Annotated in this window: 14 protein-coding genes; 10 read left to right on the top strand and 4 right to left on the bottom strand. The window is 57.3% G+C overall.

Annotated elements, in window-relative coordinates; all coding sequences use genetic code 11:
• Positions 1-334: 334 nt before the first annotated feature.
• The 4 genes from ACW9JE_RS22715 to ACW9JE_RS22700 all read left to right on the top strand — a co-directional run bounded on the left by ACW9JE_RS22715 (position 335) and on the right by ACW9JE_RS22700 (position 5,518).
• A complete protein-coding gene (locus tag ACW9JE_RS22715) occupies positions 335-1,939 on the top strand; it encodes a response regulator (protein WP_457434003.1) in 1,605 nt (534 codons plus the stop codon).
• The gene (locus ACW9JE_RS22710; protein ID WP_457434002.1) at positions 1,936-2,628 is read left to right on the top strand and encodes a sensor histidine kinase; all 693 of its coding nucleotides are present in this window, start codon (positions 1,936-1,938) and stop codon (positions 2,626-2,628) included. Before ACW9JE_RS22715 ends, ACW9JE_RS22710 begins: the two co-directional genes overlap by 4 nt.
• A gap of 217 nt (positions 2,629-2,845) precedes the next feature.
• Entirely contained in the window at positions 2,846-4,087 is a 1,242-nt protein-coding gene (locus ACW9JE_RS22705; protein WP_457434004.1) for a glutamine synthetase family protein, read from the top strand.
• Between the two features lie 69 nt (positions 4,088-4,156).
• On the top strand, positions 4,157-5,518 hold the full coding sequence (locus ACW9JE_RS22700) for an MFS transporter (RefSeq protein ID WP_457434001.1): 1,362 nt from the start codon (positions 4,157-4,159) through the stop codon (positions 5,516-5,518).
• A 61-nt stretch (positions 5,519-5,579) separates the two neighbouring features.
• Here the strand turns inward: ACW9JE_RS22700 and ACW9JE_RS22695 are convergent, their stop codons facing one another.
• From ACW9JE_RS22695 to flgA, 4 genes are all read right to left on the bottom strand, one after another.
• A complete protein-coding gene (locus ACW9JE_RS22695; protein ID WP_224540741.1) occupies positions 5,580-6,326 on the bottom strand; it encodes a flagellar brake protein in 747 nt (248 codons plus the stop codon).
• A gap of 93 nt (positions 6,327-6,419) precedes the next feature.
• Positions 6,420-6,887: a flagella synthesis protein FlgN gene (locus ACW9JE_RS22690; protein WP_224540740.1), complete on the bottom strand. Its 468-nt coding sequence runs from the start codon at positions 6,885-6,887 to the stop codon at positions 6,420-6,422.
• A gap of 48 nt (positions 6,888-6,935) precedes the next feature.
• Positions 6,936-7,262 carry a flagellar biosynthesis anti-sigma factor FlgM gene (gene flgM / locus ACW9JE_RS22685; RefSeq protein WP_457434000.1) on the bottom strand — a complete coding sequence of 109 codons (327 nt, stop codon included), beginning with the start codon at positions 7,260-7,262 and terminating at the stop codon, positions 6,936-6,938.
• A 177-nt stretch (positions 7,263-7,439) separates the two neighbouring features.
• Positions 7,440-8,201: a flagellar basal body P-ring formation chaperone FlgA gene (gene flgA / locus ACW9JE_RS22680; RefSeq protein WP_457433999.1), complete on the bottom strand. Its 762-nt coding sequence runs from the start codon at positions 8,199-8,201 to the stop codon at positions 7,440-7,442.
• 81 nt (positions 8,202-8,282) lie between these two features.
• Here flgA and ACW9JE_RS22675 point away from each other — a divergent pair, with 81 nt between their 5' ends.
• The 6 genes from ACW9JE_RS22675 (at position 8,283) to flgE (ending at position 13,258) form a co-directional block, all read left to right on the top strand.
• Positions 8,283-9,215, top strand: coding sequence for a chemotaxis protein CheV (locus ACW9JE_RS22675; protein WP_150772856.1), 933 nt, complete (start codon positions 8,283-8,285; stop codon positions 9,213-9,215).
• Between the two features lie 46 nt (positions 9,216-9,261).
• Positions 9,262-10,089, top strand: a complete 828-nt coding sequence (gene cheR / locus ACW9JE_RS22670) for a protein-glutamate O-methyltransferase CheR (protein WP_457433998.1) — start codon at positions 9,262-9,264, stop codon at positions 10,087-10,089.
• A gap of 234 nt (positions 10,090-10,323) precedes the next feature.
• Positions 10,324-10,731: a flagellar basal body rod protein FlgB gene (flgB, locus tag ACW9JE_RS22665; RefSeq protein ID WP_224540733.1), complete on the top strand. Its 408-nt coding sequence runs from the start codon at positions 10,324-10,326 to the stop codon at positions 10,729-10,731.
• 3 nt (positions 10,732-10,734) lie between these two features.
• Positions 10,735-11,178, top strand: coding sequence for a flagellar basal body rod protein FlgC (gene flgC, locus ACW9JE_RS22660; RefSeq protein WP_224540731.1), 444 nt, complete (start codon positions 10,735-10,737; stop codon positions 11,176-11,178).
• Between the two features lie 15 nt (positions 11,179-11,193).
• A complete protein-coding gene (gene flgD, locus ACW9JE_RS22655; RefSeq protein WP_224540729.1) occupies positions 11,194-11,916 on the top strand; it encodes a flagellar hook assembly protein FlgD in 723 nt (240 codons plus the stop codon).
• 31 nt (positions 11,917-11,947) lie between these two features.
• Positions 11,948-13,258, top strand: a complete 1,311-nt coding sequence (flgE, locus tag ACW9JE_RS22650) for a flagellar hook protein FlgE (protein ID WP_457433997.1) — start codon at positions 11,948-11,950, stop codon at positions 13,256-13,258.
• Positions 13,259-13,382 lie beyond the last annotated feature (124 nt).

Below are 13,382 nucleotides of genomic sequence, written 5' to 3'. Positions count from 1 at the left end.
AGATTAAATTCCGAAACCCCAATTGCGAAAGCAGTTGGGGTTTTGTTTTTGCGCGTGTGAAAGTTCGCAAAAAACCCAGCCTCAGCTCTTCCCCTCTTCAAGGGTTATCGTCGGCAAATCGTGCGATTAAGCATCTCTCGCTTCAAGAGAACGCCACCCCTGGCCGATAACCATACAGTCACAGGGTCTTCATTTCTCGCAATCGCTGTTCAGAGAAATCGCTTGATAGCCTATGGCTACTGGCTATCATCTGCGCGCGTGAAAAGCAGTGACGCTGATCTTGCCCATTGATTTGCCTTTCGGCTCCTCTTCTTAAATTGCCTGGAAATCTTCGATGCTGTCGTATCACCAAAAGAGTTTTCTGATCGTCGATGATTTTTCGGACTTCCGCAGCTCGGTCAGGTCCATGCTGCGCGAACTGGGCGTAAAGGATGTGGATACCGCCGACACCGGCGAGCAGGCGCTGAAAATGTGCTCGCAGAAATCCTACGATTTCATCCTCCAGGACTTTCACTTGGGGGATGGCAAGAAGAACGGTCAGCAGGTGCTTGAAGACCTGATGATCGAGAAGCTGATCAGCCATGAAAGTGTCTTTGTCATGGTGACTGCCGAAACCAGTCAGGCAATGGTACTCAGCGCGCTGGAGCACGAACCCGACGCGTATCTGACCAAGCCGTTCAACCGTTCAAGCCTGGCACAGCGTCTTGAACGTCTGGTGCAGCGCAAAACGTTGCTCAAGCCAATCCTGCAGGCCCTCGACCGAGGCAAACCGGCTGAAGTGCTCAATGCCTGCATTGCTCTATGCAAGCAGGACATCCGCTACTCGCCGTTGTGCCTGCGTTATCGCGCCGATGCATTGCGCGATCTGAATCAGAATGAAGCGCTGGAGCGCCTCTACGATAGCATCATCGCCGATCGCCCCTTGCCTTGGGCCTATGCCGGCTTGGGCAAACTGCTGTTCAAACGTGGACAGGTTGCCCAGGCTAAAGGCGTCTACGAAAAGGCGCTTAAAGTGTTCCCCATGATGCCGACGCTCTACGACGGCATGGCCGATGTGATGGTGGCAGAAGGGGACACCAAGTCCGCCCAGAAAGTATTGGAAGAAGCGATTCGCCTGTCGCCATTGGCAGTCCGACGTCAGGCACAATTGGGCAAGCTGGCGATGACCAATGAAGACTTCGATACCGCCTCAAAAGCCTACAGGCAGGCCGTTGCCCAAGGTGCCCAATCACGGTTCAAGGATGCCGAGAGCAACCTTGGTCTGGCTCACGCCCTGATCAGCAAGGGCAGCGAAAAAGGCCTGGATACCCGGACGCGGCTGGAGATCAACACAACGCTGAGTGCCGTGGCCAAGGAAAACCCTTCCGATCCCGGCCTGCAGATCCGTGCGCGTTTGATGAAGGCTACCAGCCTGTTGCTCAACGATGCCGAAACCGCTGAAAAGCTCACAGAGCAGGCAATGCTGCGTCTCGATGGCATGGAGCAGTTCATGAGCGCCGAGGCGGCGTTGTTGGTGGCCAAGCAGTTGCAAATGCTCGGACAGGCAGAAGCCGGCACTTCGATGCTGAAAAACTGCGTGGAAATTTACGGCGACGATCCGGCTGTCATGAAGGACATTGCCAAGCTCACCGATGACCCGACCATTCTGAACGCCGGCAATGCCGCGGCGGACCTCAATCGGCAGGGCGTGCGCGTCTACAAAACCGGCAATCTGGTCGAGGCCCGGGAAGTGTTCCGTAAAGCCCTGACAATGCAGCCAAAGAACATCAGTATCGCGTTGAACATGGCGCAATCGCTGCTTCACGGCACGGACACCGGCGTGCCATCGCCTGAGCTGGAGGAATGTCGAAAGTGTCTGAAAATGGTCGGTCTGATGCCTGACACCGATGCCCGTTATCCGCGCTACCAGAAGCTCAAAAGCAAGGCGTTTGGCGAATGAACGACAACCAGCAAAACCTGGATTTCTCCACGGTGATCGCGTCCACCGTGCACGACATGAAAAACTCGTTGGCCATGCTCATGCAGGCTCACAGCCAATGGTTGTCGAAGCTTCCTGACCCGGTGGCGAATACGCCGGAACAAGGCGTTATCGAGTTCGAGTTCGCTCACCTCAACGGCATGCTCGTGCAGTTGCTGGGCCTCTACAAGCTGGGGGTGAACCAGATGCCCTTGCAACCGGCCTATCACGAACTGGATGACTTCATCGAAGCACAACTGGCTTGTCATCATGAAGTGTTCGCCAGTCGCGGTATCGCTGCGACTTTTGAGGTCGATCCCTTGAGCCCGCTGGGCTTTTTCGATCGAGAGCTGATCGCCTCGGTTCTGGCCAACTGCATCAACAACGCCATCCGCTATGCCCGTCATGCGGTCCTGATCAGCGCCAGTGATGAAGCAGGGCAGTTGGTGCTGACCATCAACGATGACGGCGAAGGCTACCCCGCGCAGATGATCGAGCATCAGACGGATTACGTGCAGGGCATCAATCAAAGTAGCGGCAGCACCGGCTTGGGGTTGTACTTCGCCGGGCGTATTGCGGCATTGCATCAACGCAATGGGGTCGTCGGGCGGACTGAAATCAGCAACGGCGGTCCATTGGGCGGCGGAGTTTTCAGCATTTACCTGCCCTGATTCATTGTTCAGGTAGCAACATTTTATTGTTAGACGCTGCTTGATATTCCGAATACGCGGAGCCTATTTTGTGCGGGTTACCGTTCTCGGTTCGCATAAAAACAAGGATAGCGTCATGACAAGCGATGGCCCGAGTTCATTCGCGCAGCGATTGAAGGGCATTGATGAAGTTGAGTGCGTCACGCCCGATCTGAACGGCGTGCCACGGGGAAAAGTGATGACCGCCGAGGGCTTCCTCGAAGGCCGTCGTTTGCAAATGGCGCGGGGCGTGCTGTTGCAATGCATCATGGGCGGATATCCGCCACCGCGTTTTTACGGCAGTGACGACGGCGATCTCGCACTGGTACCCGATTCCGCGCAAATCCATCGCTTACCCTGGAGCAAACCGCCTCGTGCCTTCGCCATTTGTGATGCGGATGAGTTGACCGGAGAAAGCTCCAATCTCTCGACTCGAGGCCAGCTCAAGAAAGTTATCCAGCGCTACGCGGCAGCAGGTCTCACACCGGTAGTGGCGACGGAGCTGGAGTTTTTTGTTTTCGCGCCCAACACCGATCCGGCTCAGCCATTCCAACCGCCCATCGGCCTGGACGGGCGTCGCGAGGACGGTCATTCGGCGTTCAGTGTCAGCTCCAATAACGGTTTGCGGCCATTCTTCGATGAAGTCTACGAATGCATGGCGGCTTTGGGTTTGCCACGCGATACCTTCATGCACGAAATGGGCGTCAGCCAGTTCGAGATAAACCTGCTGCACGGCGATGCGCTGTTACTGGCCGATCGGACGTTCCTGTTCAAGCACCTTCTCAAGGAAGTCGCACTCAAGCACGGCCTGACCGTGGTATGTATGGCCAAACCCCTGGCGCATACGTCGGGCAGCTCGATGCATATTCACCAGAGTATCGTCGATACCGACACCGGACTTAACGTGTTCAGCGGTGAGGCCGGCCAGCCGACCGCGGCCTTCCGTCATTTCATCGCTGGACAACAAGCGTGCATGGCGGATTTCACCGCGCTGTTTGCGCCGAATGTGAATTCATATCAGCGCTTGTGTCACCCCTACGCATCCCCGAATAATGCCTGCTGGTCCCATGACAACCGGGCCGCGGGCTTGCGCATTCCGGCCAGCTCGCCGGTCGCTCGTCGGGTCGAGAATCGTTTGCCGGGCGCCGATGCCAACCCCTATCTGGCGATTGCCGCCAGCCTGGCTGCCGGTTTGTACGGTATTGACCAGAAACTGGAGCCAAGCGAACCCATCCAGGGCGAATTCAAAGTGCCGGACAATCTTTCATTGCCCTGTACCTTGCATGGTGCTCTTGAGCGTCTGAAACGAAGCCAGTTGGCAAAGGAACTGTTCAGTACCGAATTCATCGAAGGTTACATCGCTTCGAAGAGCATGGAGTTGACCAGCTTCCTTGATGAAATTACCCCCTGGGAACGGCGTGTTCTAGCAGCCCAGGCCTGACGCACTGTCTATAACGGTCTATCTTTTCGGTAGACCGAATCTCACTGCAAGGAGCCGCTCGGAACGCCGATGCGCCAAATCTGGAAACCTTTTCGAGCGCTTTATTTCGCCTCGCTGATGATGTTGATCGGCTCCGGTCTGCTGAGTACTTACCTGGGCCTTCGTCTGGCGGCTGACCATGTCGACAGTCTGTGGGTCGGTGCGTTGATGGCAGCCAACTACTTCGGTCTGGTGCTGGGCGGCAAGATCGGTCACCGGTTGATAGCCAGGGTCGGGCACATCCGAGCGTATTCGGCGTGTGCCGGGATCGTCGGGGCCGCGGTGCTCGGGCATGGACTGGTGGACTTTCTGCCGGCCTGGATCTTTCTTCGGGTAATCGTCGGCCTCGGCATGATGTGCCAATACATGGTCATCGAGAGTTGGCTGAACGAGCAGGCCGAAGCGAGTCAACGAGGCACGGTATTCAGCGGCTACATGATCGCGTCCTATCTTGGCCTGGTGCTTGGGCAGCTGATTCTGGTCATGCATCCGAGCCTGGGTCTGGAATTGCTGATGCTGGTCGCATTGTGCTTCGCCCTGTGCCTGGTGCCGGTGGCACTGACGCGTCGGATTCACCCAGCACCGCTGCACCCGGCGCCCATGGAGCCGCGATTCTTCATCAAACGCGTACCTCAATCGTTGAGTACGGTCCTCGGTGCTGGCCTGATCATCGGCTCGTTCTACGGTCTGGCGCCGCTGTATGCCTCGCAGCAGGGGCTCTCCACAGAACAGGTCGGTCTGTTCATGGGTAGCTGCATTTTCGCTGGCTTGTTGGTGCAGTGGCCCTTGGGTTGGCTTTCCGACCGTTATGACCGGGCACTGTTGATTCGCTGCTTTGCGGTGATCCTGGCGCTGGCTGCCTTGCCTTTGGCGATCCTCAAGCAGGTGCCGCTGGAGGTGCTGTTCATCGCCGGCTTCGTCTGTTCACTGGTGAAGTTCTGCCTCTATCCGCTGGCCGTAGCCTTCTCCAATGACCATGTGGAAGCCGATCGTCGTGTGTCCCTGACAGCGATGTTGCTGGTGACCTACGGTGTCGGTGCCAGTATCGGTCCGTTGGCCGCAGGCGTGCTGATGAAGATGTTCGGCAGTCACATGCTGTATGCCTTCTTCGTCTTCTTCGCTCTGGTACTGGTGTGGCGAATTCGCCCGAAAGCGGTCACCAACCTGCATCAGGTGGACGACGCACCGCTGCACCACGTGGCCATGCCGGACAGTATGTCGAGTTCGCCACTGGTGGCTTGCCTGGACCCGCGGGTCGATGAGCAGGTGGTTCAAGATCAGATGCAAAGCCCGCCTCCTGAACCGAGTCCGGAGTCGGAGCCACAATCCGATGCTTCACCAGAAGAGCCGGATTCTGCTAACGAACAGCGCTTGAACGAAGCCAGGCCTTAACGGCAGGCATAAAAAAGGGCAGTCACCGCAAGGGACTGCCCGTTTTTTTGACGCGCCGTTATCAGAAGTCGTCTTTGTCGAAGCGTCGTGCTTCGCGTTGCAGCTGATAAACGAAACGCTCGACCTGCCGTTGCACCAGGCCGCTCATGTTGTGAAAGCGTACGCCGGCAAAGGTGGTGGAGATTTTTTCTTCGAAATGCAGGTAGCGCAGCTCGACCGGAGCCGTCATCTTGCCGAAGGGCAGGGCGGCCACGAAGCGGTCATAGACCTGGCCCAGTTGAAGGCTGCCGGTAATGTCGCCGGAAAAACGCAATTTGCAGCCGGTGGCCGAGATGTCCAGCAATTTGCCGCTGATCGGCGCCTTGAGTTTTTCGCCATCCAGATCGACGTCTACCAGTTGCGCCAGCTTCAACGCAGCACGAAACGCATTGCGGCGTTGGTGATAGATCACTTCATCCGGAAGCGTGCCGCGGTAGCAGCGGCTGCCACCGGACTCATCGATAGTCAGCGGGCCATTGCTTTCCCACGCGATGCGCACGCCTTCATGGAAGCCTTCGACCTTGAAGGGTTCGCCGGCCAGCAGATAGCGTTCGCCGTCGCGAGGAATCATTTCGTCCAGGGCAATCATGTTGCTCTCGCGATCGATATCCACCAGATAGCTCTGGAAGCGCTGGCTGCGCTCGTGGAACGTAATGATCAGCGGGTCATGACTTTCTTGCAGTTGGCGAAGGTTGCCGGAGATTTCCAGGGGCGTGCTGAGCACCTTGGGTGGCTGCGGAGCATCGTCCGCATTTAAGGCAATGGACACGGTTAATCAATCTCCAGACAAATTTTGACTACGGCTTGCCAGCATTTTGCCAGCATGTTTCGCATCTTGATAGAGCGTGCTCGTCGGCGCGGCTCAAGCCTGACTGAGTGGGCGCGGTTTCACAAGCTTGGAAAAGGTTCCACTGGCATCATAGAGCGCTGGAGGTTCGCCGCCAGTAAGAATTTTCAGTTGTGTGGCTGTGGCCACCTGCTGCACCTGGATCGACTGGCCATTGTTGGCATTGGTTGCCTGGCATTGACTCAGCAAGTCGTTCAGTACATCGCTTTGCGCCAGCAGGGATTCGCCGATGCTCGACTGGCTGGCCAGTTGCTCAAGACCGCTGCGGTTGGCGGGCAGATTGAGGCTGGTGAGGATTTCACTGCGCTTGCGGCCATGCTGTTCGAGCAAGATGATCAATGCCTGCTTCTGCGCCAGAATATCTTCGAGCAGGTACATGTCGCGACCGTGCAGAGCGATGGATTCGGTACGCAGTAACTCCAGCAGTTGTTGCGCTGGAGCAAAGTCGTCGGTGATCAGTTGCAGTAGATTCGTGTCGTGCATGGCTGGCCTTGGGTTTTAAGCGTCCAAAAGCCTGGCGCGGGCCGTAGCCTAGCGCTGGGCTTCGAAGTTGAGCAGTTTGCTGGCTACACGGTTGCTGTCGACTTTATAGCTGCCATCGGCAATCGCTGCTTTCAACTCGGCCACGCGGGCTTTGTCGACGACAGGCTGATCGCGCAGCGTATCAGTGACCTTCTGCAACTGTTGAGCCTCATTGCTGAGATGTACCGACTCCCCGACTGTAGCGGTCCCGGCCTGTTCGTTCGGGCTGTTCAGCGGCGCGGATTTACCGCTTTCGGCGGTTTCCTTGGGCGCGCTGGTACGTGTACTGCCGGTAAGTGACGAGGAGCTGTTCAAACGGCTGAAATCGATAACCATGATAAAAAACCTCTGGGAATTTGGACGCTTGCCATGTTTTCGGCCATTCCCTAAAAAACTTTAGGCTCATTTATCGAGAGCTTGCTCGCGTCAGCGCTTGCCCTTAATGGAGCACAGTTTAGGGAACAGACATGGTCCGCGCCACATCTTCACTCGCGGTAAATCCTCAATGGCTGGTTACATTGACACCTCCACTTGCCCCGGGGCGATGACTTGCGCCTTGATGACCCGCTGGGAGTTGAGGTTTTTCACTCGAATCTGTTCGCTCATGCCGCCATTGGCCAGCGCTTCTCCGGGCATCCGCACGCTGAGCGTGCCGCTGCGGGCGGTGATCACCACCTGATCGCCCTTGCGGATGACTTCCGCCTGCTCGAGGTTCACCAGGGTGACGACCTGATCGGCGACCATTGGTCGGGTCAGTCGTTGCCCGATCGCCTGATCCAGGGAGGTCAGATAGCCCTGGTTGATCGCGCTGATGTCACGCTCGCGCAGGATCACGTCTTCAGGTTCGACAATGCCGGTGCGCCGAAGCGGTCGGGCGGTGGTCACGACGTCGCGAAACAGGCGTACTTGAGCGGGCACAAACACGGTCCACGGGGACGAACCCTCACAGCGAACCTTGACCGTGACCCGTCCCAGAGGCTTTGCCGGGCTCTCCAGCGAGGCTGTCAATTCCTTGTCGCACATCGGCATGCGCAGTCGCGGGTCGAGCTTGTTGACCTGGATCTCGTAGCGACCTTCCGTTTGACTGGTGGCCAGATAGTCTTCTACGGTGAATTCAAGAAAGCCCTGAGTGACGCCGATAAGCATGTCAGGCAAGGTAACCGTATCGGCAAGGGCAGGGCTGCCAGCGTTGAACAGGCAGACAACTGCCATCACGGCCAGGAACTTGCGGCCGGTGGTGGTCAAGCGTCGAAAAAACGTCGGTTCAGTATTCATAGAAAGATAAATAGCAAGCGCCGTGCCGTTTACGGATGAAGGCGCGTCGCAACAAGTCAGCGTTGGTGTAGGAGTCTGGGCATGGCTGGTGTAATGGATTCGGTAAACCAGCGCACGCAACTGGTGGGGCAGAATCGCCTTGAGCTGTTGTTGTTCCGTCTCGACGGCCAACAGCTGTATGGGATCAACGTCTTCAAGGTTCGGGAGGTGCTGCAATGCCCCCAACTGACGCTGATGCCCAAATCCAGTCCTGTCGTGTGCGGTGTGGCAAATATTCGGGGAGCGACCATTCCGATCCTGGATCTGGCAATGGCAACCGGCTCCGGTGCGTTGAAGGACAAGAACAACCCGTTCGTGATCATCACGGAGTACAACACCAAGACCCAGGGTTTCCTGGTTCGCTCGGTGGAGCGCATCGTCAACATGAACTGGGAAGAGATCCATCCGCCACCCAAGGGGACCGGTCGCGATCACTACCTGACGGCGGTGACGCGGGTCGACAACCAGTTGGTCGAAATCATCGACGTCGAGAAAGTACTGGCGGAAGTGGCCCCGACACCGGAAGCGATTTCCGTCGGTGTGGTCGATGTCGAAACCCAGCACAAGGCGCTTTCGCTGCGCGTGCTGACGGTCGATGACTCATCGGTGGCGCGCAAGCAGGTCACGCGTTGCTTGCAGACCGTCGGTGTCGAAGTGGTAGCGTTGAACGACGGCCGACAGGCGCTGGAATACCTGCGCAAGCTGGTCGATGAAGGCAAGAAGCCGGAAGAAGAGTTCCTGATGATGATCTCCGACATCGAGATGCCGGAGATGGACGGATACACTCTGACGGCCGAGATCCGCAACGACCCGCGCATGCAAAAGCTTCATATCATCCTGCATACTTCGTTGTCGGGCGTGTTCAATCAGGCGATGGTCAAGAAAGTCGGTGCCGATGACTTCCTGGCCAAATTCCGTCCTGATGACCTGGCATCCCGGGTGGTCGACCGGATCAAAGCAGCAGACATCAGCTAGGGGCGTTCGGCCCCTGGCAGTCAACACGATTTAAGAGGCGGCAGCATTGTCTACGGGTAATTTGGATTTCGAACAGTTCCGGGTATTCCTGGAAAAAGCCTGTGGCATTTTGCTCGGTGAAAACAAGCAATATCTGGTCTCCAGCCGTCTCAACAAGCTGATGGAGCAGCAGGGTATCAAGTCTTTGGGCGAGTTGGTCCAGCGTATCCAGACCCAGCCGCGCAGTGGTTTGCGCGAGATGGTCGTGGACGCGATGACGACCAACGAAACCCTGTGGTTTCGCGACACCTACCCATTCGAAGTCTTGAAGAACAAGGTTCTGCCTGAATCGATCAAGGCCAGTCCCGGCCAGCGTCTGCGCATCTGGTCGGCGGCGTGCTCGTCGGGTCAGGAGCCGTACTCGCTGTCGATGTCCATCGACGAGTTCGAGCGCACGAACATCGGGCAGTTGAAGATGGGGGTGCAGATTGTTGCCACCGATCTGTCCAGCACCATGCTGAACAACTGCAAAACCGGCGAGTACGACAGCCTGGCCATCGGCCGTGGCCTGTCGCCCGAGCGCCTGCAGCGTTACTTCGATCCGAAAGGGCCGGGGCGCTGGGTGATCAAGGCGCCGATCAAGAGTCGGGTGGAGTTCCGCTCCTTCAATCTGCTGGACAGCTACGCCAGTCTCGGCAAGTTCGACATCGTGTTTTGCCGCAACGTCCTGATCTATTTCTCTGCCGAAGTGAAGAAGGACATTCTGTTGCGCATTCACAGCACGTTGAAGCCGGGCGGTTATCTGTTTCTCGGCGCCTCCGAGGCGTTGAACGGATTGCCGGACCATTACCAGATGGTTCAGTGCAGCCCGGGGATCATTTACCAGGCGAAGTGATGTCGGTGTTGTTTAAAAAAACGGGAGCCCTCAAAGGCTCCCGTTTTTTTATGCCCAAGGCGCGATAGCGGCAGAAAAGCGGCATCCGGCGGAAACCGGTTGCCGCTTTTCTGGCATTGCCGCGCTGCCACTGCCCGCAAAGCCCCGGTTTATGGGCGTGTTCTGATTTGGCATGACGCTTGCTAAGACCATCGTACGAAAAATCAGGTCACCCGAAGGTGAAGGTTTCCCGACATGAGCATCAGCTTCGATAAAGCGCTCGGTATTCACGAAAAGGCTCTGGGCTTCCGCGCCCAGCGCGCTGAAGTCCTGGCCAACAATATTGCCAACGCCGACACCCCGAACTACAAGGCGCGGGATCTGGAATTCTCGAAAGTGCTCGAGGCGCAGAACGATAAAGCCAAGAACGGCACGTTCGCCTTGAACATGACCAACAACCGGCATATCGAAGCCGAAGGCCTGGGCAATGGCGACGAGTCGCTGATGTACCGCACGCCGATGCAACCTTCGATTGACCAGAACACCGTGGACGCCCAACTGGAACAGTCGAACTACGCGGAAAACTCCGTCAACTTCCAGGCCAGCTTCACCCTGCTCAACAGTAAATTCAAAGGGCTGATCTCAGCCCTGCGCGGAGAGTAAGTCATGTCCCTGTCCAGTGTTTTCAACATTGCCGGTAGCGGCATGAGTGCCCAGACCACTCGACTGAACACCGTCGCATCGAACATCGCCAACGCCGAAACCGTCTCGTCGAGCATCGACCAGACCTACCGCGCGCGCCACCCGGTATTCGCCACCATGTTCCAGGGCGCCCAGAGCGGTGGCAGCGACTCGCTGTTCCAGAACCAGGATGCCGCCGGACAAGGCGTGCAGGTACTGGGCGTGGTCGAAGACCAGAGCAACCTTGAGGCGCGCTACGAGCCGAACCATCCGGCGGCCGACGCCAAGGGTTACGTCTATTACCCGAACGTCAACGTGGTGGAAGAAATGGCTGACATGATTTCCGCCAGCCGTTCGTTCCAGACCAACGCCGAAATGATGAATACCGCCAAAACCATGATGCAAAAAGTCCTGACCCTCGGTCAGTGATAAGGGGCGACTCAGATGAGTGTTACCGATACTACCAGTGGCCTGTCGCTCAACGACATCCTGGCCAACTCTTCGGTCAAGACGAAAAAGGATACTGACAGTCTGGCGTCCGCGGCCGGTAGCGCTACTGGCAAAAAGGCTCTCGGCAAGGATGCGTTCCTGCAGCTGTTGGTGACGCAACTGAAAAACCAGAACCCGCTGGAGCCGCAAGGTAACGGTGAGTTCGTGGCGCAGCTGGCGCAGTTCAGCAGCCTGGAAGGCATCACCTCGCTTAACGACACCGTGACCGGTATTGCCGGTGCCTTCGGTTCCTCCCAGGCGTTGCAGGCTTCGTCCCTGGTTGGGCGGTCGGTCATTGCGCCGGGCGACAAGGCCGTGGTCGACACCACAAAGGGCATGACCGGTTCGGTCGTGTTGCCGCAGTCGGTGGCTGAAACCACGGTGAAAATCACCGACAAGGATGGCAAAACCGTTCGCACCCTGAGCTTGAAGGATCAGCCGGCGGGTAATGCCAGCTTCACCTGGGATGGCAAGGACGAGGCGGGCAATGTGGCTCCGGCGGGTACCTATAACTTCGCCGCTTCGACCACCATCGATAATCAGAGCGTCGCGCTGATCACCAACCTGCCGGCCACTGTCACAAGCGTAACCCTCAGCCAGACTGGCGGCGAATTGATGCTCAATCTGGCCGGGCTGGGCAGTATCGCCCTGTCCAAAGTGCAAACCATTGGTATATAGAGCCGACTAACCCGGCATACAGGAGTGGAATATGTCTTTCAACATCGGCCTTAGCGGTCTCTATGCTGCCAACAAGCAACTGGACGTGACCGGCAACAACATCGCCAACGTGGCGACCGTCGGCTTCAAATCGTCCCGTGCGGAATTCGAAGATGTGTACTCGGCGACCAAGCTGGGTTCGGGTAGCAAAACAATCGGTAACGGTGTGCGTCTGGCCAACGTTTCCCAGCAGTTTACCCAGGGTGACATCAGCAGTGGTACCGGGAACGTGCTGGACATGGGCATCAACGGTTCCGGGTTCTTCGTGCTCAATCACAACGGCTCTCTGTCCTACACCCGTGCTGGTACGTTCAAAGTCGACAAGGAAGGATATGTCACCAACTCCGATGGTTCGGCCCGCCTGCAAGGCTATGGCGTGGATGCCAATGGCAAGATCGTCAACGGTATCTTGACCGACCTGCGGATCGACACCTCCAACCTGGCTCCGAAAGCTACGACCACTGTTTCGTCGACGATCAACCTGAACTCCACTTCAGACGTAATTGACGTTACCGCCAACCCGTTCGATCCGAGCAAGCCGGCCTCCTTCTCCAAGCAGTTCACCACAGCGGTCTATGACACCCAGGGCAACCGGCACGACATGGATCAATACATGGTCAAGACCGGATCCAATACCTGGTCGACCTATACTCTGATCGATGGCCGCAATCCAGATGGCACCGATCCTACGGTTACTCCGCCGGTTGCTTCGGTCATGGCATTCGACTCAACCGGTAAACTGGTTTCGGTCACTACACCGGGTACTCCCCCTGTCGTCAGCCCGGATCTGAAAATCACCAACTGGGTGCCTGGCAAAGTGACCAACGGCACTTGGGCCCCGAACGGTGCAGCTGCCGACCCGGCGGGTCTCACCATTTCCATGTCCAACACCACCCAGTTCAACGCCGACACCGCGCGCTCGATCCCTGCGCAGAACGGCTACGCCACAGGTCAGATCAGTAACCTGACCATTGATAGCACGGGTGTCATGCTGGCCAACTTCAGCAACTACGAGAGCAGGCCGATCGGTCAGTTGGCCCTGGCGAGCTTCACCAACGAGCAGGGTCTGCAACCAGTGGGTGGGACCAGCTGGAAGGAAACCAACAAGTCGGGCATTCCGGGCTACGATGCGCCGGAAACCGGCACTCTGGGTTCGATCAATTCCAACTCCCTGGAAGAGTCGAACGTCAACGTGACCAACGAGCTGGTCGACCTGATCAAGGCGCAGAGCAACTACCAGGCGAACGCCAAGACCATCTCCACCCAGAGCACCATCATGCAGACCATCATTCAGATGACTTGATGCTGGGCAGTGCGGCATAAGGAACCCCTCGAAAGAGGGGTTTTTTTATGGTTGGGTTTTTGCGTCGTCCGGTCTGACCCTATCGCGGGCAAGCCCGCTCCCACAGGCACAGTGAAGTTGATGT

It is taken from the genome of Pseudomonas sp. SDO55104_S430, from assembly GCF_054070595.1.
Note: the sequence above shows the minus strand (reverse complement) of the source record. Positions and strands in the feature narration are given on the sequence as shown.

Bases quoted from the DNA above. Each gene is read 5' to 3' on its own strand.
- flgE (WP_457433997.1), top strand. From the start codon at position 11,948: ATGTCTTTCAACATCGGCCTTAGCGGTCTCTATGCTGCCAACAAGCAA.
- ACW9JE_RS22690 (WP_224540740.1), bottom strand. From the start codon at position 6,887: ATGCACGACACGAATCTACTGCAACTGATCACCGACGACTTTGCTCCA.
- ACW9JE_RS22700 (WP_457434001.1), top strand. From the start codon at position 4,157: ATGCGCCAAATCTGGAAACCTTTTCGAGCGCTTTATTTCGCCTCGCTG.
- ACW9JE_RS22710 (WP_457434002.1), top strand. From the start codon at position 1,936: ATGAACGACAACCAGCAAAACCTGGATTTCTCCACGGTGATCGCGTCC.
- flgA (WP_457433999.1), bottom strand. From the start codon at position 8,201: ATGAATACTGAACCGACGTTTTTTCGACGCTTGACCACCACCGGCCGC.
- flgB (WP_224540733.1), top strand. From the start codon at position 10,324: ATGAGCATCAGCTTCGATAAAGCGCTCGGTATTCACGAAAAGGCTCTG.
- ACW9JE_RS22715 (WP_457434003.1), top strand. From the start codon at position 335: ATGCTGTCGTATCACCAAAAGAGTTTTCTGATCGTCGATGATTTTTCG.
- flgD (WP_224540729.1), top strand. From the start codon at position 11,194: ATGAGTGTTACCGATACTACCAGTGGCCTGTCGCTCAACGACATCCTG.
- ACW9JE_RS22675 (WP_150772856.1), top strand. From the start codon at position 8,283: ATGGCTGGTGTAATGGATTCGGTAAACCAGCGCACGCAACTGGTGGGG.
- flgM (WP_457434000.1), bottom strand. From the start codon at position 7,262: ATGGTTATCGATTTCAGCCGTTTGAACAGCTCCTCGTCACTTACCGGC.
- flgC (WP_224540731.1), top strand. From the start codon at position 10,735: ATGTCCCTGTCCAGTGTTTTCAACATTGCCGGTAGCGGCATGAGTGCC.
- ACW9JE_RS22705 (WP_457434004.1), top strand. From the start codon at position 2,846: ATGACCGCCGAGGGCTTCCTCGAAGGCCGTCGTTTGCAAATGGCGCGG.